The sequence below is a fragment of the Acidovorax soli genome (assembly GCF_014207955.1).
Taxonomy (GTDB): Bacteria; Pseudomonadota; Gammaproteobacteria; order Burkholderiales; family Burkholderiaceae_C; genus Acidovorax; species Acidovorax soli_A.
This window is the reverse complement of record NZ_JACHLK010000014.1, coordinates 146,326-172,659: the sequence shown is the minus strand read 5'-3', so window position 1 is coordinate 172,659 and position 26,334 is coordinate 146,326. Positions and strand designations below refer to the sequence as shown.

Here is a 26,334-nt window from a genome sequence, read left to right as displayed (position 1 = left end):
GAATTCAGGCGGGTATCTGCTACCCGCTTATCTGCAGGCAAAAATCCAAATCGGGTCTCTTTTTTCGGGAGGCCCGGGGTTACCGCCACCCTTTCTGGCGAGGTGAGGCCGCAAGCCAGCCCTTGGGAGATCCCCCTGGGGCACCGGGCGAACGGCCGTTGAACAGTATCGGAGTGTCCTCATGGCACGCGTCTGCGACGTAACGGGCAAGAAGCCCATGGTCGGGAACAACGTTTCCCACGCCAACAACAAAACCAAGCGCCGGTTCCTGCCGAACCTGCAATACCGCCGTTTCTGGGTCGAGACCGAAAACCGCTGGGTTCGCCTGCGCGTTTCGAGCGCTGCCCTGCGTTTGATCGACAAGAACGGTATTGACTCGGTGCTCGCAGACCTGCGCGCACGTGGCCAGGCTTAAGGAGAAACACCATGGCAAGCAAAGGCGGACGCGACAAGATCAAGCTGGAATCCACTGCGGGTACCGGCCACTTCTACACGACGACCAAGAACAAGAAGACCATGCCCGAAAAGATGCTGATCATGAAGTTTGATCCCAAGGCACGCAAGCATGTGGAATACAAGGAAATCAAGCTGAAGTAATTCAGCCCGGTTCCCCCGAAAAAAGCCGCCCGGCCCCGCGCCTGGCGGCTTTTTTCTTGCTTGCTTTCAAGCCGCCTGGCGCTGTGCCGGCAATGCGCGGACCTGCCCGTGCAGCAGGCGCCCGAGCTCGCCATAGGCCCACTCCACCTCGGGCGAGAAGGGCAGGCCGCAGCTCAGGCGCAGAAAGCCCTCGTAACGCCCCGAGTTCGAGAAGATGGGGCCCGGCGCCACGCGGATCCCCAGGGCCAGCGCCTGCTCGAACAGCACCATGGAAGACACGCCCGCAGGCAGCTCGATCCACAGGCTCAAACCGCCCGGCGGCACCGACAGGCGTGTGCCCTGCGGAAAATGCCGCGCCACCATCTGCACGCTGCGCTCGCGCTGCAGCCTGAGGGCACCGCGAAAGCGGCGCAGGTGGCGCTCGTGCGCCGGCGTGCCCACGGTGCGGGCCGCCAGCAACTGGGCCCAGACCTGCATGTTGCGGGTGCGGGCGAACTTGAGGATCTGGATGCGCTCGTGCCAGCGCCCGCCATTCATCCAGCCCTGGCGCAGGCCCGGCGCCAAGGTCTTGTTGAAGGACACACAGTAGATCACCTGCCCCGTCTCGTCCCAGGCCTTGAGCGGGCGCTGCAGCACGGGCGCATCGACCAGCTCGCGGTAGATGTCGTCCTCGATCAGTGCCAGGTCGTGGCGGCGGCAGAACGCCACCAGCCGCTCCTTGTGGCTGTCGGGCATGAGCGCGCCGTTGGGCATCTGCAAATGCGGCACCACCACCACGGCCCGCAGGCGCGGTTCGTTTTGCACTGCCAGCTCCAGGGCCTCGAGCGAGATGCCGGTGCGCGAACTGCTGGGAATCTCCAGCGCACGCAGGTTCTGCGTCTCGACAGCCTGCAGCACGCCATAGAAGGTGGGCGACTCCACGGCCACCACGTCGCCACGCTCGGTCACCGCCGCAAGCGCCAGATTCACCGCATCGGAGTTGCCCAGCGTGGCCATCACCTCCTGCGGTGCCACGCTCACACCCACCTCCAGCGCCTGGCGCGCCATGGCGGCCTGGAACAGCGGATGCGTGCCCGGCCGCGAGTTGCCCAGCACCAGCACATCGGGAAACTCGCGCAGCAGTGCGGCGCCAATGCGGTTCAGGGTGAGGTGGTCGAACAGCTCGGGCGCAGGCATGGCAGCCCCCAGGTCCACGCGCACCTGCGCGCGCCGCCCCTGCTCCAACCACAGCGAGATGCGCTCGTTGATGCCCGCAAACTGGGCCCCGTCGATCTGCTGTACCGGGCAACGGGGATCGGGCTCGCTGCTGTGGCCGAGCAGGTGGACCCGGTGGTCCTGCACGAAATAGCCGACACGGGGGCGCGCCTGCACACTGCCCTGCTCCTCCAGGGTGCGCAGCGCCTGCAGCGCGGTCGACAGGCTCACGCCATGGCGCTGCATCAGCTCACGCACCGAGGGCATGCGCGCGCCCGGCGGCAGCGCGCCCTGGGCCACGGCCTGCTGGTAGTGGTCGGCCAGCTGGCGGTACAGGGGGAGGTGCTCTTCAGAAGGTACAGACATGGCGAGCCGATGATGCTCCGAAATCGATCACCAGAACAGATACAGGCCGGCCCAAAAACAACCGGAACAGGGCACAAATCCCTGGCCTGCTCCGCTTCTTCCGTCCGGTTTCTGTGCCTGTTGCGAAGCAGGCGCCGCCTCTACGCTGGAGGCATGAAACAGCACCACCCCACCCCCACCCCCGCGGCCGGCAGCCCACCCCTCGCCGGCCTTCTCCAACCTGCAGGTAGCGCGCAGCCACTGGCCCTGGAAGCAGGCCAGAGCCGCCTGGTCTGGCTGGACGCCGGCAGCGAGCTGCGCAGCCTTTCGGGTACGGCCCTGCTGCGCTCCACGGCCCTGGCGACCCCTTACCGCCTGCACCCCCATGCCGCATGGCGCAACCCGCAGGGCGCCTGGATCGGCATCGAGGCCGAGGGAGCACCCGCCAGGCTCGAACTGAGCGTGTGCCCCGTCGGCAGGGACGCGGAGCCGCCCAGCATGCGCGCGCATGAAAAAAGCCGCCCGGGGCGCGGGGCCCTGCAGCGGCTTTGGCTCGGCCTGAGAAAGCGCTTCGTCAGGCGCGCGCAGCCCGCAGGCTGATCGAGAAGTCGCGCAGCGCGGCGATGCCACTCTCTTCGGCACGGCGGCACCAGGCCTGCAGGTCGGCCGTGAGCTGTTCGCGCGACTGCGTGGTGTTGAGCCACATCTGGCGCAGCTCTTCGCGCATGGTGACCATCTTGTCCAGGGCCGGATGGGCCGCACGCGCCTGGGCCAGTTGGGACTGGGCGTTGGCGGGCACCTTCTCGGCGTCGCGGTGCAGCCAGCGCTTGGCGGCCTTGAGCACCGAGGCATCGGCCTGGCGCGCCTGCAGGGCAGCAATCTCTTCCTTGCAGGCCTGGCGCACGCCGCGGGCGTAGCCGGCCATGACCTCGTAGCGGTTGGCGATCAGCGCTTCCAGCGTCTTCTCGTCGGCCACGGGCTTGACGTCGCCGCGCAGCAGCTTGGGCGGCACTTTCTTCACGGTGGCCCAGCCCACCTTCTTCATCAGGCTGATGTAGACCCAGCCGATGTCGAACTCATAGGGCTTGACCGAGAACTTGGCCGAGGTGGGGTAGGTATGGTGGTTGTTGTGCAGCTCTTCGCCACCGATGATCACGCCCCAGGGCGAGAGGTTGGTGCTGGCGTCCGTCGCCTCGAAGTTGCGGTAGCCCCAGTAGTGGCCCACGCCGTTGACCACGCCCGCTGCCCAGAACGGGATCCAGAGCATCTGCACGGCCCAGACGGCTGCACCGATGGCGCCGAACAGCGCCAGGTCAAGCACGAGCATCAGGCCCACGCCCTGCCAGGGGAAACGGGAATAGACGTTGCGTTCCACCCAGTCGTCGGGCGTGCCGTGGCCGAATTTCTTGAGCGTCTCGGCGTTCTTCGCCTCGGCGCGGTACAACTCGGCGCCGCGCCACATCACGGTATCGAGGCCGCGCGTCTGCGGGCTGTGCGGATCATCGGCAGTCTCGCACTTGGCGTGGTGCTTGCGGTGGATGGCGACCCATTCCTTGGTCAGCATGCCGGTACCGACCCACAGCCAGAAGCGGAAGAAATGCGAAGGAATCGCATGCAGATCCACCGACCGGTGGGCCTGCGAGCGGTGCAGGAAGATGGTGACGGCCGCAATCGTGACGTGGGTCGTCGCCAGGGTGTAGAGCACGATCTCCCACCAGGCGATATTCCACAGCCCGTGGCCCAGCCAGTCGATGGCCGCGTTCAGAACAACCCAATCGGGTAACAACATAGTGAGAAAAACCTTGTGCAAAATACCCGGCCACCAGCGGTGGCAGGCACCCGAATTTTAAAGGGCGGCCCCTGTTTTGGATTAGAGGTTATCCACAGTATCCACGGTGAAATAGCCTCTGCGTCGCTTGCGCGACAAGGCTCCATGCAATCGCCATACCAGAAGACAAAAACAAGGTCACAAAGCCACCGACTGTTGACACTGACTGAAACGGGCGCGCCCTATACCAGTGCCCCCGTGCAAGGGCCGCCCCGCCGCACCGGGGGCGTCCCCCTCCCGACTCGCGCAGCGAGTCGAGAGAGGGGTGAAGGCGCGAAGCGACTCAGGGGGTGCCTATTTTTTCACCCAGACGGCCGCGAAGAAGCCGTCCGTCTGGTGCAGATGGGGCCACAGGCGCAGATAGCCAGTGCCCGAAGCTCCGCCACTGCACAATTTTTCAGCGCCCTCGACCTTGAGCTGGGCCAGGGTCTCACCCGCATCCAGGGGCACGAAATCGGGGTGGGCCGCAGTGAACGCCTCGGCGATCGCCTCGTTCTCCTGCCGCAGGATGCTGCAGGTCGCATACACGAGCCGGCCACCGGACTTGAGCAGCCGCGCGGCGCTGGCCAGGATCGCCGTCTGCTTGGCAGTCAGCTCCTCGACGGCTTTGGGGGACTGGCGCCACTTGAGGTCGGGGTTGCGGCGCAGGGTTCCGAGGCCCGAGCAGGGCGCATCGACCAGCACGCGGTCGATCTTGCCGGCCAGGCGCTTGACGCGCTCATCGCGCTCGTGGGCAATGGCGGCAGGGTGCACGTTGGACAGGCCGCTGCGCGCCAGCCGGGGCTTCAAGGCGTCCAGGCGGTGGCCCGAGACGTCGAAGGCATACAGCCGCCCGGTGTTGCGCATGGTGGCGCCGATGGCCAGCGTCTTGCCGCCCGCTCCCGCGCAGAAGTCGACCACCATCTCGCCGCGCTTGGCGTCGAGCAACAGGGACAGCAGTTGCGAACCTTCGTCCTGCACCTCCACGGCCCCTCGGGTGAAGGCGTCGAGCTTGGCCAGTGCGGGCTTGCCGTCGATGCGCAGGCCCCAGGGCGAGTACGGCGTGGGCACGGCCGGGATCCCGGCCTTGGCCAGTTCCTTTTGCACATCGGCGCGCTTGTCCTGCAGGGCATTGACGCGCAAATCCAGCGGTGCGGCATTCGACAGGCTTTCCACCAGCGGCCAGAAACCCGTGCCCAGTTGTTCCTTGAGGGGCTGGACCAGCCATTCGGGCAGGTTGTGGCGGTGGCGCTCCATGAGGTCATCGACCGTGACGGCATCGCACTGGTCGAGCCACTTTTTCTCCTGCTCGTTCAGCGCCCCCTTGAGGAAATCGCGCGGGCCATGGAAGCCCAGGATGGCCAGGCGCCGCTCCTTGGGGCCCGAGCCCGACGGAGCCATGTGGTCGAACAACAGCTTCTTGCGCAGCACGGTGTAGACCGTCTCGGCCAGCGTGGCGCGTTCGCGCGGCCCCAGGCCCCGGTTGTCACGGAAAAAGCGCGACACCACCGCATCGGCGGGGTGTTCGAAGGTAAGGGTCAGCCTGACGAGTTCAGCGCAGGCGTCGAGAAGAACTTTGGGATGCATATCCCCTCCATTGTCCCACTCTGGCCCACAAACCCTTGATTTCGGCTTTCGCCGGCCCCTTTCAACGTGTGAATACGGGGTCGAACGCCGAGCGCTGGATTTCCTTGAGCGTGGGCGATTCACCGGCCCACAGCACCAGGGCCGGCCCGGGCAGGCTGAGCTGGCGCTCCAGGGCACGGCACAGCTGGTAGCGGCTGCCATCGTCCATGTCGGGCAGGTCCACGAAGACCAGGTAGGCGCGGCGCTGGGGGTGCTCGCGCAGGTTCTTGCGCACCAGCCAGCAGCGCTCCACGTCGCTGTAGCGCACCAGCTCGGCCTGCAATTCCTCGAGCTCGAAGGGGCTCAGGTCGTGGCGCGTGGTCTGGCTGAAGAAGGAAGTGCCCGACAGTTCCTCCCAGGCGCGCTCCTCGGACTCCTGCGCGCGCTCCAGGCGCTTGCGCCACTGCTTGAAGGCCGCGGCGTCGTGGTCGTAGCCCAGGCGTGGCGTCTCCAGCTCGGCCAGCGCCGTGCGTGCCGTCCAGTAGCGGTCGCTGCTGCCGGCCTCCCACAGCCGGTGCAGCAGCAGCATCTTGCCGTCGCGGTCGTCGGCCGGCAGGCATTGCACCAGGCCCCGCAACGCACCCGGGTGGTCGGTACTGCGTTCCAGCGCCGTTTCGTACAGGCCGCGCACCTCGGCGCGGGGGTCCAGGTGGCGTTGCAGCCGGGCCAGTTCCACCAGCTCGGCGGCGCTCGCCTGCGCCATGCGGGCCTGCAGGGTCTGGGCACGGTCACGCACCCGGCCCAGCCAGCCATGGTGGCGCTTCCACTCACCGGCATTGTCGCGGCACCACTGCTTGTCGAAATGCGCCACCCAGCGCTTGGCTTCGGAGCCCAGCAAAGCCAGGGCGCCACCACGCGACCACTCTGCCGGCAGGGTGGGCACGGCGTCCAGCGCTTCGAGGCGATCGCGCAGGCCGGGATGGGTATCGTCCACATTGCTGATGCGCTTGAGCGCCTGGCGCAACGCGTCGTTGGCAAAGGTGGCTTCCGGCACCTCGGCCAGGCGCTTGCGCATGGCCCGGTAGGGCCCCACGGGCAAGGGGTTGCCGGCAGCCTCGCTCCAGTGGCCGCCCCAGAAATTGTCGTTCAGCCATTCGCCGCGCACCTCGATCTCGATCAGCGCTGCCGCGGTGACATCGCGCCCCAGCAGCTTGCCGGCGATGCGGTCGGCTTCGTACTCATCCTGGCGCGCCAGCGCGAAGGTCTTGGCCACGAAACGGGGGAAATACCAGCGCATGAAGGCCTGGGTGGCCACGGCCACAGCGCCCTCGTCGTCCTCCAGGCTGCTGTTCAGGCGCATCCAGGACAGCCGGGTGCGGTAGATCCAGGCCGCAAACCGGCCATGGTCGCCCCGCAGGTGGCCGTACTCGTGCGCCAGCACGGCCAGGAAGCGCGGCCGGTCCAGCGCCAGCAGCAGGGGCAGGCCGATGGTCAGGTAGTTCACCGCCCCGCCCAGCAGCCCATAGCGCGGCAGTTGCTGGATGCTGGCGTTGAACTCATCGTTCAGATAGACATGGTGGATGGGCGGGCCCTTGATCTTGCGGCGCATGCGCTCCAGGGCCTCGAACAGCTCGGGCGCCTCCAGCGCGGTGATCTCCATGCCCTTGGGCTCGTCCACCCGCACCCAGAGGGCGCGTATGCTCACCCACACCAGGCCCGCCGAGCCCACGAGGGCCACCACCAGCGCCAGCCGGAAGCGGCCATACAGCAGTTGCGGAATGACCCAGGCGAGCAGCCCCGCCCCCAGCGCCAGGCAGCCGAGCACCCAGGCATAGCCGAGCGCGGCGAAAGCCGCCACGCCGAGCCGGTAGCGGCGGCTGTTGTCGGCGCTGTCGTGCTCGCTCATGCGCACCAGGTGCACAAAATCTGCCTGATCCACTGGAATTTTCCCCTCAACCCTGTTCTTTGCTGACCGACATACTAAATGACCGACGATGACCTGCCCTCTTTCACCCCCACCCCGCCCGGCCTCTACCGCCACTACAAGGGCATGCTCTACGAGGTGATCGACACCGTGCGCCACAGCGAGACCCTGGAGCCCATGACGCTGTACCGTGCACTCTACGGCCAGCGCGGCCTCTGGGTCCGGCCGGCGGCCATGTTCGCCGAAGACGTGCTGATCGAGGGCCGCCTGCGCCCGCGCTTCGAGAAATGCGCCGACGACGAGGTGGCGCCACCGGCCCCGGGCGCCCGCTGAATCCGCCCCGGCCGGGCAAAGCGCTGAATTGAACGGTAAACACCTGCCAGTTCACGCCACCGCCAGTGCCATTGTGTCCGCACGGACACAAACCGTACAAACCGCCGTGACCGGCACTTCCAAGAATGGGATGCGGGCCGCTGCCGGCATGCTCGCCGTTTCGGGGAACACAGGCTGCAGCCCGCAACCCATGGAAGGAACGACGATGACGAGCATCACAAGCAGCGTCAGCAGTGCCTGGTCCAGTGCGAGCATGCAGCGGGCGCAACGCCCGGGCCCCTCGCCGGAGCGGCTGCTGGCCAAGATGGACGCCGACGGCAGCGGCGGTGTGAACGAGGCCGAGCTGCAGGGCCTGCTGGACGATGTGGCCCAGAAAACCGGCGTGGACGGCCAGGCCAGCGCCGCCGACCTGGTCAAGCAGTACGACAGCGACGGTGACGGCAGCCTCAATGCCGATGAGCTGGGCAAGACGATGCAAAGCATCCTGCCCCCGCCCCCCTCGACCATGGCCTTTGCGCAGTCGCGCAGCGAGGGAGCAGGGAGCGCAGGCCAGGCCGGGGACGACCTGTTCGGCAAGGTGGACACCGATGGCGACGGCGGTGTGAGCCAGACCGAGCTGCAAGCCTTGCTGGAAAAGATGTCCGGCGGCACCGCCAGCAAGACCGGGGTGGACAGCGATGAACTGTTCAGCCAGCTCGACGCCGACGGCGATGGCAGCCTCTCGCAAGCGGAATTCGATGCCGGCCGCCCCTCGGGCGGGCCCGCTGGCGGCGCGGTGGGCGGCATGCCCCCGCCGCCCCCGGGAGGCCCCGGCGGCCCGGGCGGCACCTCGGCCAGCAGCGGCACGACGTACGACCCGCTGGATACCAATGAGGATGGCGTGGTCTCTGCCTCGGAACAGGCAGCCGGCGCAGCGCAGGCCGATGCGATCACGGCGCTGTTCAAGACCATCGACACCGATGGCGACAGCAGCATCAGCAGCGACGAGGCGCAGTCCTTCATCGCGCAGCTGACCCGCCAGTTCGGCGGCGCGGCCAGCAACCCGGCGCAGGACAGCGGGCCGACGATGGACCTGGGGCAACTGGCCCAGTTGGCGCGCAGCCGGTACGAGGCTGCTGCTAGCACCGGATCGCCATCGGGCAGCACGCTGAGCGCACTGGCCTGACGGCATCGATGCAGGCTGGTGTGCAGGGCCGGCACTTGCGCCGGCACGCCACGACGTCCTACAGCCCAGGCCTACGGTCCGGGCTATCGTGAAAACCATGATCCACACGTCCCGGGGCTGCCCCGCCAGTCCCGGCCAGGGGCACCACGGAGCACGCCATGGACTATCTGCTGCAAGGACTGGGGGAAGAAAAATCGCTGACCAAGGTCGTCGGGCTGTTTGCCCGTGAGGCAGAAGCGGACATCGCCGTGCGCCGCCTGCTGCGGCTGCCGGGCATGCGGCGGGGGCAGGTCCGGCTGCTCGGGCCCCAGCACGCCGGGCTGCGCGCCCGGGACCTGCTCAGCGAGGCCCTGGAACCGGAGCCCCGCGGCCCGGTCACCACCCTGCTGGTCACGCACGCCGTGGCCGGCATGCTCGGTGCCATGCTGGGCCTGCTGGCCTTTGGCTACCTGATCGCCACCAGCGAACCGGCGGTTCTCAACAGCCCTCTGCTGGCCTTCATGGCCATCGTGGGCTTTGGCACCACCTTCGGCCTCATGCTGGGGGCCATGGCAGCCCTGCGCCCGGACCGCCTCTGGGTCATCCGCCGGGTGCGCTCCGCGCTGCGCAAGCGCCAATGGGTGGTCGTGGCACACGCCACTGATTCTCACCAGACCGCGCTGGCCCAGGACCTGCTGGACAGCAGCGAGGCCCAACTGGTGCGTACCCTGTAGCCGGGAAGGCGCGCTATGCCAGCGCCGTGATGAAGGCCCGCACGGCCCGCGGGTAGATCACATGCTCCTGCGCCTGCACACGGGCGGCGAGCGTCTCGGCCGTATCACCCGGCAGCACGGGAACCGCCGCCTGGTCGAGGATGGGGCCCACGTCGAGCTCATCGGTGACCTGGTGCACGGTGACCCCGGCGACCTTGCAACCGGCGTCGATGGCCCGCTGGTGGGTGTTCAGCCCCGTGAAAGCGGGCAAGAGCGAGGGATGGATGTTGATCAGCCGGCCGGCATAGCGCGCCACGAAACCTGGCGTCAGAATGCGCATGAAACCGGCCAGCACCACCAGGCTGGGCTGGTACCGGTCGATGGCCTGCGCCAACGCGGTGTCGAATGCCTCGCGGCTGTCGAAGGCCTTGTGGCTCAGCGCCTCGGTGGCAATGCCTTCGGCGCGCGCAAACGCCAGCCCGGCGGCATCGGCCTTGTTGCTCAGCACGGCGGCCACGCGCGCACCATGGCGCCGGGCCCAGTCTTCCTGCTGCGCGGTGCGCACGATGGCAGCCATGTTGGAACCGCTGCCGGAGATCAAAATCACGATGTTCTTCATAAATTGCCACGGATTATCCCAGCCATGCCCTTCGACCCCGCCAACCGCCCCCTGACCGCGAACGAGGCCCGCGTGCTCGCCACCCTGATGGAGAAGGCCCGCACCGTGCCCGACAGCTACCCCATGTCGCTCAACGGCCTGGTCACCGGCTGCAACCAGAAGACCAGCCGCGACCCGGTGATGAACCTGAGCGAGGCCGAGGCCCAGGAGGCCCTTGACTCCCTGCGCCAGCAGACGCTGGCCTTCGAGACCAGCGGCAACCGCACCACGCGCTGGGAGCACAACTTCCAGCGCGGCGTGGGCGTGCCCGAGCAGTCGGCCGTGCTGCTGGGCCTGTTGATGCTGCGCGGCCCGCAGACCGCAGGCGAGCTGCGCATCAACGCCGAGCGCTGGTACCGCTTTGCCGACATCTCCTCGGTAGAAGCCTTCCTCGACGAACTGCAGGAGCGCAGCGCCGAGAAGGGCGGGCCGCTGGTCGTGCTGCTGCCCCGCGCACCGGGCGCGCGCGAGCAGCGCTGGGCGCACCTGCTGTGCGGTCCTGTGGACACCACCGCACCGACGGTCTCCGCCGCCACGGGAGGCGGGGCGCCCTCGGCGCTGCAGGCCCGGGTGGCTGCGCTGGAGGCCCAGGTGGCCGGCCTGCAGGCCACGGTGGAGCGGCTGTGCGCCGAGCTGGGCATGGCACCGCCCACGGCCCCGATGTCGCCACCCGGACAGGAATAAAACGAACGACCGTGCTACAAACAGGACTTCTCAGGAGACAAGCCGTATGGACCTCGCATTCACCCCCGAAGAGCAGGCCTTCCGCGACGAAGTTCGCGCGTGGGTCCGCAGCAATCTGCCCCCCGAAATTTCCCACAAGGTGCACAACGCCCTGCGCCTGACCCGTGACGACATGCAGGGCTGGGCCAAGATCCTGGGCAAGAAGGGCTGGCTCGGCTTCGGCTGGCCCAAGGAATTCGGCGGCCCCGGCTGGACGGCCGTGCAAAAGCACCTGTTCGAGGAAGAGTGCGCTCTGGCCGGCGCACCGCGCATCATCCCCTTCGGCCCCGTGATGGTGGCCCCGGTGATCATGGCCTTCGGCAATGCCGAACAGCAAAAGCGCTTTCTGCCCGGCATCGCCAGCGGTGAAGTCTGGTGGAGCCAGGGCTACAGCGAGCCGGGCTCGGGCTCAGACCTGGCCTCGGTCAAGACGCGCGCCGAGCGCGTGGGCGACAAGTACATCGTCAACGGCCAGAAGACCTGGACCACGCTGGGCCAGCACGGCGACTGGATGTTCAACCTGGTGCGCACCAGCACCGAGGGCAAGCCGCAGACCGGCATCTCCTTCCTGCTGCTGGACATGAAGTCGCCCGGCGTGACCGTGCGCCCGATCAAGCTGCTCGATGGCGAGTGCGAGGTCAACGAGGTGTTCTTCGACAACGTCGAAGTGCCGGCCGAGAACCTGATCGGCGAAGAGAACAAGGGCTGGACCTATGCCAAGCACCTCTTGAGCCACGAGCGCACCAACATCGCCGACGTGAACCGCAGCAAGCGCGAGCTGGAGCGCCTCAAGCGCATCGCCAAGGCCGAAGGCCTGTGGGAAGACACGCGTTTTCGTGACCAGGTCGCCCTGCTCGAAGTGGACATCGTGGCGCTGGAAATGCTGGTGCTGCGCGTGCTCTCGGCCGAGAAGTCGGGCAAGAACTCCCTGGACATCGCGGGCCTGCTCAAGATCCGCGGCAGCGAGATCCAGCAGCGCTATGCCGAGCTGATGATGCTGGCCGCGGGCCCCTTCGCCCTGCCCTTCATCGAGGAGGCCATGGAAGCCGGCTGGCAGGGCGATTTCCCCGGCGGCGAGGTGGCCAACGCGCCCCTGGCATCGACCTACTTCAACCTGCGCAAGACCACCATCTACGGCGGCTCGAACGAAGTGCAGCGCAACATCGTGGCGCAGACCGTTCTGGGCTAAGGAGACAAGACCATGGATTTCGATTTTTCCGACGACCAGGAACAGCTGCGCGATGCCGTGCGCAAGTGGGTGGACAAGGGCTACAGCTTCGAGCGCCGCCGTGCGGCCGTAGAGGCCGGTGGCTTCTCGCGCGATGCCTGGAATGAGCTGGCCGAGCTGGGCCTGACGGCCCTGACCGTGCCCGAGGCCCATGGCGGCCTGGGCCAGGGCGCCATCGATGCGATGGTGGTGGCCGAGGAATTGGGCCGCGGCATGGTGCTGGAGCCCCTGGCGCAGGCCTTCATTGCGAGTGCCGTGCTCTCACAGTTCGGCAGCGCCGAGGTGCAGGGCGCCTGGCTGCCGCGCATTGCCAGCGGCGAGGCCCTGGTGGTGCTGGCCCAGCAGGAGCGCAAGGCACGTTACCGCCTGGATGTGTGCGATGCCAAGGCCACGGCAGCCGCCGGCGGCCACAGCGTGACCGGCACCAAGAGCGTGGTCGCTGCGGGCGACCAGGCCGACGCCTTCCTCGTGCCCGCCCAGCTGAACGGCAAGATCGCGCTGTTCCTGGTGGAGCGCTCTGCCAATGGCGTCACCGCCAAGGGCTATGTGACCCAGGACGGTAGCCGCGCCGCCGAGGTGGTGTTGGCCAACGCGCCCGCCACACTGGTCACCGCCGACGGCCTGGCCGCGCTGGAACTGGCCGTGGACACCGGCATCGCCGCCACCTGCGCCGAGGCCGTGGGCGTGCTGGACAAGACCGTGGCCGGCACCGTCGAGTACATGAACCAGCGCAAGCAGTTCGGCGTGCTGATCTCGAGCTTCCAGGCCCTGCGCCACCGCGTGGCCGACATGAAGATGCAGCTGGAACTGGCCCGCTCGATGAGCTACTACGCCAGCCTCAAGCTGGGCGCCCCCGCGGCCGAACGCCGCGCCGCCATGGCCCGCGCCAAGGTGCAGCTGGGCCAGGCCATGCGCTTCGTGGGCCAGCAGTCGGTGCAGCTGCACGGCGGCATCGGCGTGACCGACGAGTACATCGGCAGCCACTACTTCAAGAAGCTCACGCAGCTGGAGATGGCGTTTGGCGACACCCTGCACCACCTGGGCGAAGTGTCGGCCCGCATGCAGGACACGGCCGGCGTGTTTGCCTGACGCAGGCGCGTAACACCCGCAGGACATGCTCGTGGATCAGCCGGTCCACGGGCATTTTTCATTTCCGGAGAAGCACACGATGACGACGAAGACGATGATTTCCCTGCCACGCCGGTCCGCCCTGGTGGCTGCCGCCACCGCGGTGCTGGCCCTCGCAGGCTGCGCCAGCCAGGCGCCCTCGCAGGACAGCTTCCCGCCCATTGTCTTCGTGCATGGCAACGGCGACACAGCGGCGCTGTGGCAGACCACGGTGTGGCGCTTTGAGTCCAACGGCTGGCCGCGCGAGCGCCTGCATGCCATTGACCTGCCCTACCCCCTGAACCGCGACGACGACACCAAGCCCCAGGCCGGGCGCACCTCGACGGCCGAGCACATGGCCTACCTGAAGGCAGAAGTGGACAAGGTGCGCCAAGCCACGGGCGCGGCCAAAGTGGTGCTGATCGGCAACTCGCGCGGCGGCAATGCCATCCGCAACTACGTCCTGAACGGTGGTGGCGAGCAGACCGTGGGCCATGCCATTCTGGGCGGCACGCCCAACCACGGCGTCTGGGCGATCCCGGGCTTTCGCGAAGGCAATGAATTCGCGGGCACGGGCCCCTTCCTCAAAGGCCTGAACGCACCCAAGAACGCCGCAGGCGATGAAGTCACCGGCCCCGTGCGCTGGATGACCGTGCGCTCGGACAACAACGACAAGTTCGCCCAGCCCGATGGCCTGTGGATCGGCCAGAAGGGCATGGCCACGAACGTCACGGCGGCCGGCCCCGAGCTCAAGGGCGCCACCAATGTGGTGATCCCGCGCATCGACCACCGCGAGACCTCGTTCTCGCCCGCTGCTTTTGCGGCGGCCTACCAGTTCATCACGGGCAAGGCGCCGGCCGCCACCGCCATCGCCAACGAGCCGCGCGTCGCCCTGTCGGGCAAGGTCACGGGCCTGGGCGTGGACCCGCTCGACGCCAAGACCGGCAACTTCAGCAACAACCTGCCCCTGCCCGGCGCCCAGCTGGAGGTGTATGCCACCGACCCGGCCACCGGTGCCCGCACCGGCAACGCCCTGCTGCGCACCACGGTGGCGGCCGACGGCCAGTGGGGTCCGCTGGTCGTGCCCACCGGCGCACCGCTGGAATTCGCCATCAGCGCCCCAGGCTACGCCACCACCCACATCTACCGCAGCGGCTTTCCGCGCAGCAGTTCCATCGTGCACCTGCGCGCCGAACGCATCGCCGACGCCGACAAGGCCGCCCCCAGCGTGGTCAGCATGACCCGCCCGCGCGGCTATCTGGACCCGGCACGCGACCAGATGCTGCTGGACGGCGCCCCGCCCGCAGGCGTGCCCGCCGGTGCCGGCGTGGCCTCGGCCAAGATCAAGCCCGAAGGCCCCCAGCGCAGCGTGGCCGCGCAGTTCAACGGCGAGCGCGTGGTGGGACAGACCTGGCCAGCGGCCGATGGCCATCTGGTGTTTCTGGAACTGACGTATTGAAGAATTGGGCGCTGGCAGGTATCCGCATTTCTCAGCGCTCCACCAAGAGTGGTCAAGACGGCCCTTATGGCTAGGCGTTTCGTCGCAGACAGTACTGAGGGCCTGCCAATCCTCTTTTCGGGGTCGCGAAGGCCCTTGCCGGCGTGCCAATCTAGGCGCGCGACGCAGCGTGTGCCCTTGCACACGCAAGGAGCGCAACGACGAGTGGCGCGCTGGCAAGAGCCTTCCCTTCGGGTTGTCCGGCCTGGGGGCCGTCTGCGGCGTTGCCCGCGCTTGCAAGGTTCCTACCTTGCTGCGCACAGGCGCCTTGCATCCAGCCCCCAGGCCGAGCAACGCGATCCCCTCAAAGAGGATTGGCAGGCCCTCGTACGGCAAGACGGAGCAACGACGCCAGCGGGGTCGTATTGGCCGCTCCGCCAACTAAGCCAGCAGACGAGAGGATTTGGGGACGTGGGCCATCAAAAATTCCATTTGATCGGCGAGGATGCGGCGGTTGCGCAGGATGAAATCTTCCCAGAGGCTGGGCACGTAGGGGGCGTAGAGCAGCGGCATGTGCGCCTGCTCGGGGGTGCGTGGGCCCTTGCGGTGGTTGCAGGGACGGCAGGCGGTGACCACGTTCATCCAGTGGTCCTGCCCATTGCGGGCAAAGGGCACGATGTGTTCGCGCGTGAGGTTGTCTTCGTGGAAGTGGCCACCACAGTAGGCGCACACATTGCGGTCGCGGATGAAAAGCTTGCTGTTGGTGAGGCCCGGCTTGAGGTCAAAGGGGTTGATGCTGGGCACGCCCTTGGTGCCGATGATGCTGTTGACCGCGATCAGCGACTGCTCGCCCGTGACGGCGTTGTGGCCGCCGCGGAACAGCGCAACCTCGCCGCCGGACTCCCAGCGCACTTCGCCGGCGGCGTAATGGGTGACCGCCTGCTCCAGCGATATCCACGACTGGGGCAACCCCTGGGCTGACAGCTTCAAGACCTTCAAAACACGCCTCCTGGAACAAGAATGAACACAAGGAATCGGAACGCGGATGTCTCGCGAACCCGGCTCTTCAGCGGGGCCCGTGGTACACAATATACTCTGTTTTCATGACAGATTGGCGTACGGTGCTTTACCCATATGCCCAAGCTGCTATCAAAAAGATAACAAATCAATGAAGATCTTCCGCGGATTCCACCACCCCGGCATCGCCCCCGCCTGCGCGCTGACCATCGGCAACTTCGATGGCGTGCACCGCGGCCACCAGGCCATGCTGGCGCTGCTCAACAGCGAAGCCGCCCACCGCGGGGTGGAGAGCTGCGTGCTGACCTTCGAGCCCCACCCGCGCGACTACTTTGCCGGGGCCCTGCACAAGCCCGAGCTGGCACCCGCGCGCGTGGGCACCCTGCGCGACAAACTCACCGAGCTGGCACGCTGTGGCGTGCAGCAGACAGTGGTGCTGCCCTTCGACGCGCGGCTGGCTGCCCAGTCGCCCCAGGCCTTCATCGACGAAGTGCTGATCCGGGGCCTGGGCGCGCGCTATGTGCTGGTGGGCGATGATTTCCGCTTCGGCGCCCAGCGCGCGGGCGACTACGCCCTGCTCGACGCCACGGGCCAGGCCCAGGGCTTCGACGTGGCGCGCATGAACAGCTACGAAGTGCACGGCCTGCGCGTGTCGAGTTCGGCCGTGCGCCAGGCCCTGGGCCAGGGCGACATGGAAGCCGCCGCGCGGCTGCTGGGCCGACCCTACGCCATATCGGGCCATGTGGTGCACGGCCGCAAGCTCGGGCGCGAACTGGGCGCCACGGCCGAGGGGGCGGGTGACGGCTTTCGCACGCTGAACCTGCGCTTTGCGCACTGGAAACCCGCCGCCAGCGGCATCTTTGCCGTGCTGGTGCATGGCCTTTGCGAAACCCCGCTGCAGGGCGTGGCCAACCTGGGGGTGCGCCCTTCGCTGGACCCCGATGACGTCAATGGCGGCCGGGTGCTGCTGGAGACCCATTGCCTGCAATGGCCCGCCGAACTGGGGGTCGAAGGGGCGTACGGTAAAATCGTCCGGGTGGAACTGCTGCACAAACTGCACGACGAGCTCAAGTACGACGGTCTGGATGCCCTGACGACGGGCATTGCCAAGGACTGTGCGGATGCGCGCGCCTACTTCGCGTCGGCCCACGCCCCCACCAACCACACCGAGACCCGGCGCCAGACCACGCGCGACCGAATTTGAGGGGGCTGCCTGCGCAGCGCCTGCCCTGCAGGCCGGATTCCTTCCCACACCCCCTTGTTGCTTCCCGCATTTGCTCCGGGCCTGCCCCGGAATGCCCCGTTTTAAGGCTTCCCCATGTCCGACAACGCCAGTACCACCGAATCCACCGCACCGGATTACCGCAGCACCCTGAACCTGCCCGACACCCCCTTCCCGATGCGCGGCGACCTGCCCAAGCGCGAGCCGGGCTGGGTCAAGGAATGGGATGACAAGGGCCTGTACAAGCGCCTGCGCGACGCGCGCTGCGGTGCGCCCAAGTTCATCCTGCACGACGGCCCACCCTACGCCAACGGCCAGATCCACATGGGCCACGCGGTCAACAAGATCCTGAAGGACATGATCACCAAGGCGCGCCAGCTCGAAGGCTTCGACGCGCTGTACGTGCCCGGCTGGGACTGCCATGGCCTGCCGATCGAAAACGCCATCGAGAAGAAGCACGGCCGCAACCTGAGCCGCGACGACATGCAGGCCAAGAGCCGCGCCTACGCCACGGAGCAGATCGCCCAGCAGATGGCCGACTTCCAGCGCCTGGGTGTGCTGGGTGAATGGGACAACCCCTACAAGACCATGAACTTCGCCAACGAGGCGGGCGAGATCCGTGCATTCAAGCGCGTGATGGAGCGCGGCTTCGTCTACCGCGGCCTCAAGCCCGTGTACTGGTGCTTCGACTGCGGCAGCTCGCTGGCCGAGTTCGAGATCGAATACGCCGACAAGAAGAGCACCACGCTGGACGTGGCCTTCAAGGCGCACGAGCCGGCCAAGCTGGCCGCCGCCTTCGGCCTGCCGGCCCTGGCCAAGGACGCCTTCGTGGTGATCTGGACCACCACCGCCTGGACCATCCCTGCCAACCAGGCGCTGAACCTGAACCCCGAGATCAGCTACGCGCTGGTGGACGCCGGCGAACGCCTGCTGCTCGTGGCCGAGCCGCTCGTGGCCTCGTGCCTGGAGCGCTATGGCGCGACCGGCCAGGTGCTGGCCACCACGGCCGGCAAGAACCTGGGCGGGCTGGAATTCGAGCACCCGCTGTACGACGTCGATGCCGGCTACCGCCGCCTCTCGCCCGTGTACCTGGCCGACTACGCCACGGCCGACGACGGCACGGGTATCGTGCACTCCTCGCCCGCCTACGGCCTGGAAGACTTCAACTCCTGCCGCGCCCATGGCCTTGCGCTCGAGGACATCCTGAACCCCGTGCAGGGCAACGGCACCTATGCGGCCGATTTCCCGCTGTTCGGCGGCCAGCACATCTGGAAGGCCGTGCCCGTCATCATCGAGGCGCTGCGCAATGCCGGCCGCCTGATGGCCACCAAGGACATCACGCACAGCTACCCACACTGCTGGCGCCACAAGACGCCGGTGATCTACCGCGCGGCCGCGCAGTGGTTCGTGCGCATGGACGAAGGCGAAGGCGTGTTCACCAAGGCCGGTGAAAAGCCCGCCAAGACGCTGCGCCAGATCGCGCTGGACGCCATCGAGCACACCAGCTTCTACCCCGAGAACGGCAAGACCCGTCTGCACGACATGATCTCCGGCCGGCCCGACTGGTGCATCTCGCGCCAGCGCAGCTGGGGCGTGCCCATCCCCTTCTTCCTGCACAAGGATTCGGGCGAACTGCACCCGCGCACCATGGAAATCATGGACCAGGCCGCCGACATCGTGGAGAAGGGCGGCATCGAGGCCTGGAGCCGCGTGACGGTGGAAGAAATCCTGGGCGCCGCCGATGCGCCGCACTACACCAAGAGCACCGACATCCTGGAGGTGTGGTTCGACTCGGGCTCCACCTTCAGCCACGTGCTGCGCGGTACGCACCCCAATGTGCACCACGACACCGGTCCCGAGGCCGACCTGTACCTGGAAGGCCATGACCAGCACCGCGGCTGGTTCCACAGCTCGCTGCTGCTGGCCAGCGCGCTGGAAGGCCGCGCGCCCTACCGCGGCCTGCTGACCCACGGCTTCACCGTGGACAGCCAGGGCCGCAAGATGAGCAAGTCGCTGGGCAACGGCATCGATCCGCAGGAGATCAACAAGAAACTGGGCGCCGAGATCATCCGCCTGTGGGTGGCTGCGAGCGACTACTCGGGCGACATCGCGGGCGACGAGAAGATCCTCGCACGCGTGGTGGACGCCTACCGCCGCATCCGCAACACGCTGCGCTTCCTGCTGGCCAATGTGAGCGACTTCGACCCGGCCACCGATACCGTGCCGTTCGAACAGATGCTGGAGATCGACCGCTACGCGCTCACGCGCGCGGCCGAGTTCCAGGCCACGGTGCTCGCGCACTACAAGGTCTACGAGTTCCACCCCGTGGTGGCCAAGCTGCAGCTGTACTGCTCGGAAGACCTGGGCGGCTTCTACCTCGATGTGCTCAAGGACCGCCTGTACACCACGGCGCCCAAGAGCCTGGCGCGCCGCAGCGCACAGACCGCGCTCTACCAGATCACGCACGCCATGCTGCGCTGGATGGCACCGTTCCTCTCGTTCACGGCCGAAGAGGCGTGGAAGGTGTTCGGCAGCTCGGAATCCATCTTCGTGGAAACCTACGGCTCCATCGCCGGCGCCGATGAGGGCCTGCTGGCCAAGTGGTCGCGCCTGCGCGAGATCCGCGACGCGGTGAACAAGCAGATCGAGGTGCTGCGCGCGGACGGCCAGGTGGGCTCGTCGCTGCAGGCCAATCTGCTGCTCACGGCCGCGCCCGAGGACCACGCGCTGCTGGCCAGCCTGGGCGACGACCTGCGCTTCGTGTTCATCACCTCGGCCGTCGAGCTGGCAGCCGGCGATGCCCTGCAGATTAGCGTGGCGCCCAGCACCGATGCCAAGTGCGACCGCTGCTGGCACTACCGCGCCGACGTGGGCCAGGACCCGGCCCATCCGACGATCTGCGGGCGCTGCACGAGCAACCTGTACGGCGCCGGCGAAAGCCGCGTGCACGCGTGATGGCAGCGGCAAGCGGCACCTCCACCTCGGCCCTGGGCCGCATGTGGCCCTGGCTGGCCTGGGCCCTGGTGATCCTGGTCGCCGACCAGGTCACCAAGTCGCTGATCCTGGACGCCTACCGCCTGGGTGATGCGACCCCCATCACCAGCTTCTTCAACATCGTGCGTGCGCACAACACGGGCGCGGCCTTCTCCTTCCTGGCCGATGCTGGGGGCTGGCAACGCTGGGCTTTCACCGGCATCGGCGTGGCCGCAACCATCTTCATCGTCTGGCAGCTGCGCGCGCACCCGGAGCAAAAGCTGTTCTGCTTTGCGCTCTCCAGCATCCTGGGCGGTGCCGTGGGCAATGTGGTGGACCGCATGATGCACGGCTATGTCGTCGACTTCCTGGACTTCTATGCCCGCGGCTACCACTTCCCGGCCTTCAACCTGGCGGACTCGGCCATCACCGTGGGTGCGGTGTGCCTGGTGCTCGACGAGCTGCTGCGGATGAAGAAGGCGAAGTAGCGGCGCCCCCCACTCCCGCATTCCTGACCGGCCCTTTCGAGGGCCGTTTTTCATGGTGCCAACCCTTGGCACCGGTCACACGCACGTCACACGGCTTCGCTCCAATGTAAACGTTTACATTGCAACGAGGTTCCATGAGCATCCAGGACGTGGCCCGCCAGGCAGGGGTCTCGGTCGCCACCGTGTCGCGGGTCTTCAACCTGCCGGACAAGGTGACGCCCGCCACGCGCACGCATGTGGAGCAGGTGGCCCAGGCCCTGGGCTACCTGCCCAACGCCAGCGCACGCACGCTGCGCACCCAGCGCAGCCGCGTCATCGGCGTGGTGCTGCCCACCCTGCTCAACCCGGTGTTTGCCGAATGCCTGCAGGGCATCGCCCAGGCTGCGGCCGCAGGCGGCTACGCCATATTGCCCTTCGCCACCGACTACCAACTGGCGCAGGAGGATCGCGCCGTGCACCTGCTGCTGGCGGGCAATGTCGACGGCATGATCCTCGTGGTTTCCAACCCTGCCACGTCGAGCGCGCTGCAGCGCCTGGCCGAAGCCGGCCTGCCTTACGTACTGGCCTACAACCGGCACCCGGAGCACCCCTGCGTCTCGGTAGATGGCGAGCAGGCCGTGGCCGAACTGGTGGCGCACCTGGCAGCGCTCGGGCACCGGCGCATCACCATGGTCAGCGGGCAGTTTGCCGCCTCCGACCGGGCCCAGCAGCGCTGGCGCGGGTTCCAGCGCGGCATGGCCGCGGCCGGCCTGGCCGATGCGCCAGTGCTCGAAGTGCCCTTCGTGGAGACCGCCGTGCAGGATGTCACCGCCCTGCTGCAGCGGCCCGGGCGGCCCACGGCACTGGTCTGTTCCAACGACCTGCTGGCCATTCGCAGCATCCGCGCCGCCCACCTGGCCGGGCTGGCCGTGCCGCGCGACCTGAGCGTGGCGGGCTTCGACGGCATCGCGCTGGGCGAAGACCTCACCCCCATGCTGAGCACCGTGGCCCAGCCCAATGCCGACATCGGCCGCTGCAGCGTGCAGTTGCTGGTGCAGGCCATGGCCAGCGGCGCACCGCTGGCGCCCGATGCCGGGCTGACCCTGCCCCACCACTTTCGCACCGGCGAATCCTGCGCATCCGCCTGATCCCCTATCCCCACCACCTTCGTCCACAGGAGTTCCCGATGACCTTCCCGCTCACCCACTTCCTGCGCGCCACCGCGCTCGCCTTCGGCCTGGCGGCCACCGGCACGGCCATGGCCCAGACGGCCATCTGCTACAACTGCCCGCCCGAGTGGGCCGACTGGGGCAGCCAGATCAAGGCCATCAAGGCCAGAACCGGCGTCACCGTGCCGCCGGACAACAAGAACTCCGGCCAGTCGCTGGCGCAACTGGCCGCCGAGAAGGCCAGCCCCGTGGCCGACGTGACCTACCTGGGCGTGACCTTCGCCATCCAGGCGCACAAGGACGGCCTGGTGGCCCCCTACCAGCCAGCGGCATGGAAGGACATCCCCGACGGACTCAAGGACCCGGCCGGCCACTGGTTCACCATCCACTCGGGCACGCTCGGCTTCATGGTCAATGTGGACGCGCTCAAGGGCAAGCCCGTGCCGCAGTCCTGGGCCGACCTGCTCAAGCCCGACTACAAGGGCCTCATCGGCTACCTGGACCCGGCCTCGGCCTTCGTAGGCTATGTGGGCGCCGTGGCGGCCAACCAGGCGCGCGGCGGAACGCTGGAGAACTTCGGCCCCGGCATCGACTACTTCAAGGCCCTGCAGAAGAACGAGCCCATCGTGCCCAAGCAGACCTCGTATGCGCGCGTGCTCTCGGGTGAGATCGCGATCCTGCTGGACTACGACTTCAACGCCTACCGCGCCAAGTACAAGGACAAGGCCAACGTGCAGTTCGTGATCCCCGCCGAAGGCACGCTGGTCGTGCCCTACGTGATGGGCCTGGTGGCCAACGCGCCCCACGCGGCCGATGGAAAGAAAGTGCTGGACTTCGTGCTCTCCGACGAAGGCCAGGCCCTGTGGGCCAACGCCTACCTGCGCCCCGTGCGCGCCAGCGCCATGCCCAAGGACGTGCAGGCACGCTTCCTGCCGGCCAGCGACTATGCCCGCGCCAAGACGGTGGACTACGGCCGCATGGCGGCGGTACAAAAGGGCTTCTCGGACCGCTACCTCGCGGAAGTCAAGTAAGCACACGCCATGCGCCACGGCTTCGCTCCCTCCCACGCGCTGCTGCTGGCCTGCGCAGCGCCGGCCGTGGCCTTCTTCGCTGCCTTCTGGCTGCTGCCCGTGGCCCTGCTGCTGGCCCTGCCGGCCGGCAAGGGCTGGGCCACGTACTTCGCGGTACTCACCCACACCCGCTACCTGCACAGCCTGCTGCAGACCCTGGGCCTGTCGCTCATGGTCACCCTGGCCACGCTGGTGCTGGGCGCGCTGGTGGGCATCACGCTGGCGCGCCAGCGCTTTCGCGGGCGCCAGCTGCTGCTGTCGCTGCTCACGCTGCCGCTGTCCTTCCCCGGCGTGATCGTGGGCTTCTTCATGATCTTGCTGGGTGGGCGCCAAGGGCTGGTGGCCGACCTCTCGGATGCCCTGGGCCTGGGCCGCACCACCTTTGCCTACGGGCTCACCGGCCTGTTTTTGGCCTACCTGTACTTCTCGCTGCCGCGCGCCATCGCCACCTACACCGCTGCGGCGGGTGCCATGGATGCGGCGCTGGAAGAAGCCGCCCGGTCGCTCGGTGCCTCGCGCTGGCGCGTGGCGCGCGATGTGTGGCTGCCCGAGCTGGCCGCCACCACGCTGGGCTGCGGCGCCATCGTCTTCGCCACCGCCATGGGGGCCTTCGGCACGGCCTTCACCCTGGCCAGCAAGTTCGAGGTGCTGCCCATCACCATCTACAACGAGTTCACCAACTACGCCAACTTCGCGCTGGCCGCCAGCCTGTCGATCACGCTGGGGCTGATCACCTGGCTGGCGCTCTGGGCGGCGCGCCGCGCATCCGGCACCGCGGCTTTCTGACGCATCCATGATGAGAAACGCACGACAAGCACCCTGGTCCCTGGTGGCGCTCACGGCCCTGGTGAGCCTGTTCATGCTCGCCCCCATCGCCCTGTCGGTGCTGGCCGGGCTGGTGAACAACTACAGCACCGGGCTGAAGAGCGGTCTCACCCTGCGCTGGCTCGGCGAGGTGTGGGAGAACTACGGTGGCACCGTGGGCGCCTCGCTGCTGCTGGCCCTGGGTTGCGTGCTGGGCAACCTGCTCATCGGCGTGCCTTGTGCCTATGCGCTGGTGCGCAGCCGCTCCCGCCTTGCGCGCGGGTTCGAGGAGCTGCTCACGCTGCCCGTGGCCGTGCCCGGCCTGGCCAGCGCGCTGGCCCTGATCCTGGCCTACGGCACGCTCTCGGGCTTTCGCCAGAGTTTTGCCTTCATCCTGGTCGGGCACATGGTGTTCACCCTGCCCTTCATGGTGCGCACCGTGGGCGCCGCCTTCCAGAAGGACGAGCTGCGCGCGCTCGAAGAAGCCGCGCGCTCGCTGGGCGCGAGCTTCGCGCAGCGCTTTCTCGGCGTGCTGGTGCCCGCCGTGCTGCCGGCCATTGTGGCGGGCTGCCTGATGGTGTTCACGCTCTCGGTGGGCGAATTCAACCTGACCTGGATGCTGCACACCCCGCTCACACGCACCCTGCCCGTGGGCCTGGCGGACAGCTATGCCTCCATGCGCATCGAGATCGGCTCGGCCTACACGCTGGTCTTCCTCATCGTCATCCTGCCTGTGCTGTGGGGCCTGCAGGCCATCGGCAGCTTCATCGAGAAACACCATGGAACTTGAACGCACGCGCGTGGACGTGGTCCACTGCGCCAAGACCTATGCCGACGGCACGCGCGGCCTGCAGCCCACCGACCTCTCGGTGGAGCCCGGCGAGGTGCTGGCCCTGCTCGGCCCCTCGGGCTGCGGCAAGACCACGCTGCTGCGCCTGATCGCGGGCCTGGAATCGCCCGACGCAGGCAGCCGCATCGCCTTTGGCGGCACCGACGTAACGCAACTGCCCATCGAGCAGCGCGGCATCGGCATGGTGTTCCAGCACTATGCCCTGTTCCCGCAGATGACAGTGGCCGCCAACATCGGCTACGGCCTGCGCATCCGCGGCGCCGACGCCGCCGAGCAGCGCCGCGTGGTCGGCGAGCTGGTGGACCTGGTGCGCCTGAACGGGCTGGAGCACAAGCGCCCCGCCGAACTCTCGGGCGGCCAGCGCCAGCGCGTGGCCCTGGCCCGCGCCGTGGCCGTGCGCCCCCGCGTGCTGCTGCTGGACGAACCGCTCACGGCCCTGGACGCCAAGCTCAAGGAAGCCCTGCGCGACGAACTGGCCGAGCTGCTGCGCCGCCTGCACATCACGGCCATCCACGTCACGCACGACCAGCAGGAGGCCCTGGCCATTGCCGACCGCCTGGCCGTGATGCAGGCCGGCCGCATCGTGCAGGTGGGCGACGGCGAAACGCTGTACCGCGCACCGGCCCACTCCTTCGTGGCCACGTTCCTGGGCCGGGTGAACCGCCTGCAGCGCGACGAAGCGGCGCGGGCCCGCCAGCTGCTGCCCCTGGGTGGCATTGAAATGCCCTGCCCTGCAGCCTGCGCCGCCGACACCGTGCTATTGGTGCGGCCCGAAGACATCGAGGTGCAGGCCGGTCCTGCGGGCGAAGGCTGGGGCCGCGCCGAGGTGCTGCGCCGCAGCTTCCTGGGCGAGCGCGTGCAGCTCACGCTGGCAGTGGCGGGCCAGGAGCCCCTGCAGGCCGACGTGGCCCGCGACCACCCGGCCCGCCAGGGCGAGGGCGTGGCCATCCGCATCCGCCCCGAACGCCTCATGCCCAGCCACCAAAGCACCTGACACCCATGACCACCCTGCTGCTGCAACTGTCCGACCTGCACATCCGCGAGCCCGGCCGGCTGGCCTATGGGCGCATCAACACGGCCCCCTACCTTACCCAGGCAGTGCAGACCATCCTGCGCCTGCCCCAGCAGCCCACCGCCCTGGTGATCACCGGGGACCTGACCGACTTCGGCCGCGCGGCCGAGTACGAGCACCTGCGTGGCCTGCTGGAGCCGCTGGGCGATCTGCCCACCTACCTGCTGCCCGGCAACCACGACGAGCGCCGGCAACTGCGCGCCAGTTTTCCCGGGCACCACTACCTGGGCACGGAGGGCTTCGTGCAGTACAGCGTGCCCATCGGTGCGCTGACCCTGATCGCGCTGGACACGGTGGTGCCCGGCGCCAGCGAGGGCGGCCTGTGCGCCGAGCGCCTGGCCTGGCTGGCGCGCGAGCTGGAGACGCACCGCACGCGGCCCGTGGTGATCGCCATGCACCACCCACCATTTCGCACGCTGATCGGCCACATGGACGACATCGGGCTGCTGCAGGGCGCCCGGGAGTTGGAGGCTTTGGTGGCGCGCTACCCCAATGTGGAACGCATCTTCTGCGGCCACCTGCACCGCAGCATCCAGGCACGCTTTGGCGGCACCCTGGCCATGACCGTGCCCTCGCCGGCCCACCAGGTCTGCCTGGACCTGGCACCGGACGCCGCCTCGGCCTGGACCCTGGAGCCACCCGGCTTCGCCCTGCATGCGCTACCGGCCGGTGGCCCGCTGGTCAGCCACCTGGTGGCCAGCGGCAGCCACCCGGGCCCCTTTCCCTTCCACGACGGCGGGCAACTGATCGACTAAGGCCCGTCCGCGGCGCACAACACACCTGCCGCCTCATGGGCATGCTTCCCGCGCTATGGATTCAGGAGTATGCTTGAGCGTCCGTTATGTGTCATTTTTATGACAATGGCGGGTGCCCTTATTGTCTGCGAGCGCCCACTCCACCCAGGAGTCGCTCT

25 protein-coding genes are annotated in these 26,334 nt (G+C 68.0%); 19 read left to right on the top strand and 6 right to left on the bottom strand.

The window, feature by feature from the left end:
* The first annotated feature begins 181 nt into the window (after positions 1-181).
* Positions 182-415, top strand: coding sequence for a 50S ribosomal protein L28 (rpmB, locus tag HNP48_RS27385; RefSeq protein WP_007859763.1), 234 nt, complete (start codon positions 182-184; stop codon positions 413-415).
* 11 nt (positions 416-426) lie between these two features.
* Positions 427-597 (top strand): 50S ribosomal protein L33, encoded by a 171-nt coding sequence (rpmG, locus tag HNP48_RS27380; RefSeq protein ID WP_007859760.1) that lies wholly within the window; start codon positions 427-429, stop codon positions 595-597.
* Positions 598-663: 66 nt separating this feature from the next.
* Here the strand turns inward: rpmG and HNP48_RS27375 are convergent, their stop codons facing one another.
* Positions 664-2,157, bottom strand: a complete 1,494-nt coding sequence (locus HNP48_RS27375) for a PLP-dependent aminotransferase family protein (protein WP_184863176.1) — start codon at positions 2,155-2,157, stop codon at positions 664-666.
* A 153-nt stretch (positions 2,158-2,310) separates the two neighbouring features.
* On the opposite strand from HNP48_RS27375, the gene HNP48_RS27370 reads away from it, so the two are divergent.
* On the top strand, positions 2,311-2,736 hold the full coding sequence (locus tag HNP48_RS27370) for a hypothetical protein (RefSeq protein ID WP_184863174.1): 426 nt from the start codon (positions 2,311-2,313) through the stop codon (positions 2,734-2,736).
* Here HNP48_RS27370 and HNP48_RS27365 read toward each other — a convergent pair.
* The 3 genes from HNP48_RS27365 to HNP48_RS27355 form a co-directional block, all read right to left on the bottom strand.
* Positions 2,711-3,925, bottom strand: a complete 1,215-nt coding sequence (locus HNP48_RS27365; protein ID WP_184863172.1) for a fatty acid desaturase — start codon at positions 3,923-3,925, stop codon at positions 2,711-2,713. The two genes, HNP48_RS27370 and HNP48_RS27365, sit on opposite strands and share 26 nt — an antisense overlap.
* Before the next feature lie 333 nt (positions 3,926-4,258).
* Positions 4,259-5,530: an RsmB/NOP family class I SAM-dependent RNA methyltransferase gene (locus HNP48_RS27360; protein ID WP_184863170.1), complete on the bottom strand. Its 1,272-nt coding sequence runs from the start codon at positions 5,528-5,530 to the stop codon at positions 4,259-4,261.
* Between the two features lie 61 nt (positions 5,531-5,591).
* Positions 5,592-7,448: a M48 family metallopeptidase gene (locus HNP48_RS27355; RefSeq protein ID WP_184863168.1), complete on the bottom strand. Its 1,857-nt coding sequence runs from the start codon at positions 7,446-7,448 to the stop codon at positions 5,592-5,594.
* A 45-nt stretch (positions 7,449-7,493) separates the two neighbouring features.
* On the opposite strand from HNP48_RS27355, the gene HNP48_RS27350 reads away from it, so the two are divergent.
* The 3 genes from HNP48_RS27350 (at position 7,494) to HNP48_RS27340 (ending at position 9,644) form a co-directional block, all read left to right on the top strand.
* Positions 7,494-7,766, top strand: a complete 273-nt coding sequence (locus HNP48_RS27350; RefSeq protein WP_184863166.1) for a DUF1653 domain-containing protein — start codon at positions 7,494-7,496, stop codon at positions 7,764-7,766.
* A gap of 205 nt (positions 7,767-7,971) precedes the next feature.
* The gene (gene xopAW / locus HNP48_RS27345) at positions 7,972-8,931 is read left to right on the top strand and encodes an EF-hand domain-containing protein (protein ID WP_184863164.1); all 960 of its coding nucleotides are present in this window, start codon (positions 7,972-7,974) and stop codon (positions 8,929-8,931) included.
* A 158-nt stretch (positions 8,932-9,089) separates the two neighbouring features.
* Complete coding sequence (locus tag HNP48_RS27340) at positions 9,090-9,644, top strand: hypothetical protein (RefSeq protein ID WP_184863162.1); 555 nt, start codon at positions 9,090-9,092, stop codon at positions 9,642-9,644.
* Between the two features lie 13 nt (positions 9,645-9,657).
* Here HNP48_RS27340 and purN read toward each other — a convergent pair whose 3' ends face one another.
* Positions 9,658-10,242, bottom strand: coding sequence for a phosphoribosylglycinamide formyltransferase (gene purN, locus HNP48_RS27335; RefSeq protein ID WP_184863160.1), 585 nt, complete (start codon positions 10,240-10,242; stop codon positions 9,658-9,660).
* Positions 10,243-10,266: 24 nt separating this feature from the next.
* On the opposite strand from purN, the gene HNP48_RS27330 reads away from it, so the two are divergent.
* The 4 genes from HNP48_RS27330 (at position 10,267) to HNP48_RS27315 (ending at position 14,798) form a co-directional block, all read left to right on the top strand.
* Entirely contained in the window at positions 10,267-10,965 is a 699-nt protein-coding gene (locus HNP48_RS27330; RefSeq protein ID WP_184863158.1) for a YceH family protein, read from the top strand.
* Positions 10,966-11,011: 46 nt separating this feature from the next.
* The gene (locus HNP48_RS27325; protein ID WP_184863155.1) at positions 11,012-12,193 is read left to right on the top strand and encodes an acyl-CoA dehydrogenase family protein; all 1,182 of its coding nucleotides are present in this window, start codon (positions 11,012-11,014) and stop codon (positions 12,191-12,193) included.
* Positions 12,194-12,205: 12 nt separating this feature from the next.
* Entirely contained in the window at positions 12,206-13,321 is a 1,116-nt protein-coding gene (locus tag HNP48_RS27320; RefSeq protein ID WP_184863154.1) for an acyl-CoA dehydrogenase family protein, read from the top strand.
* Positions 13,322-13,400: 79 nt separating this feature from the next.
* Positions 13,401-14,798: an alpha/beta fold hydrolase gene (locus HNP48_RS27315; RefSeq protein ID WP_184863152.1), complete on the top strand. Its 1,398-nt coding sequence runs from the start codon at positions 13,401-13,403 to the stop codon at positions 14,796-14,798.
* A 420-nt stretch (positions 14,799-15,218) separates the two neighbouring features.
* On the opposite strand, the gene HNP48_RS27310 is transcribed toward HNP48_RS27315, so the two are convergent.
* The gene (locus HNP48_RS27310; protein WP_184863149.1) at positions 15,219-15,776 is read right to left on the bottom strand and encodes an HNH endonuclease; all 558 of its coding nucleotides are present in this window, start codon (positions 15,774-15,776) and stop codon (positions 15,219-15,221) included.
* 169 nt (positions 15,777-15,945) lie between these two features.
* Here HNP48_RS27310 and HNP48_RS27305 point away from each other — a divergent pair, with 169 nt between their 5' ends.
* The 9 genes from HNP48_RS27305 (at position 15,946) to HNP48_RS27265 (ending at position 26,176) form a co-directional block, all read left to right on the top strand.
* Positions 15,946-16,998 carry a bifunctional riboflavin kinase/FAD synthetase gene (locus HNP48_RS27305; RefSeq protein ID WP_184863147.1) on the top strand — a complete coding sequence of 351 codons (1,053 nt, stop codon included), beginning with the start codon at positions 15,946-15,948 and terminating at the stop codon, positions 16,996-16,998.
* Positions 16,999-17,112: 114 nt separating this feature from the next.
* A complete protein-coding gene (gene ileS / locus HNP48_RS27300; protein ID WP_184863145.1) occupies positions 17,113-19,971 on the top strand; it encodes an isoleucine--tRNA ligase in 2,859 nt (952 codons plus the stop codon).
* Positions 19,971-20,477, top strand: coding sequence for a signal peptidase II (lspA, locus tag HNP48_RS27295; protein ID WP_184863143.1), 507 nt, complete (start codon positions 19,971-19,973; stop codon positions 20,475-20,477). The genes ileS and lspA overlap by 1 nt, the downstream gene beginning before the upstream one ends.
* 134 nt (positions 20,478-20,611) lie before the next feature.
* Entirely contained in the window at positions 20,612-21,604 is a 993-nt protein-coding gene (locus HNP48_RS27290) for a LacI family DNA-binding transcriptional regulator (protein WP_184863141.1), read from the top strand.
* Between the two features lie 38 nt (positions 21,605-21,642).
* Positions 21,643-22,656: an ABC transporter substrate-binding protein gene (locus tag HNP48_RS27285; protein ID WP_184863139.1), complete on the top strand. Its 1,014-nt coding sequence runs from the start codon at positions 21,643-21,645 to the stop codon at positions 22,654-22,656.
* A 9-nt stretch (positions 22,657-22,665) separates the two neighbouring features.
* Positions 22,666-23,481, top strand: coding sequence for an iron ABC transporter permease (locus HNP48_RS27280; RefSeq protein WP_184863137.1), 816 nt, complete (start codon positions 22,666-22,668; stop codon positions 23,479-23,481).
* Between the two features lie 7 nt (positions 23,482-23,488).
* Positions 23,489-24,289 (top strand): ABC transporter permease, encoded by an 801-nt coding sequence (locus HNP48_RS27275; RefSeq protein ID WP_409362586.1) that lies wholly within the window; start codon positions 23,489-23,491, stop codon positions 24,287-24,289.
* A complete protein-coding gene (locus tag HNP48_RS27270; protein ID WP_184863133.1) occupies positions 24,279-25,343 on the top strand; it encodes an ABC transporter ATP-binding protein in 1,065 nt (354 codons plus the stop codon). The genes HNP48_RS27275 and HNP48_RS27270 overlap by 11 nt, the downstream gene beginning before the upstream one ends.
* Positions 25,344-25,348: 5 nt before the next feature.
* Positions 25,349-26,176 carry a phosphodiesterase gene (locus HNP48_RS27265; protein WP_184863131.1) on the top strand — a complete coding sequence of 276 codons (828 nt, stop codon included), beginning with the start codon at positions 25,349-25,351 and terminating at the stop codon, positions 26,174-26,176.
* Positions 26,177-26,334: the final 158 nt, after the last annotated feature.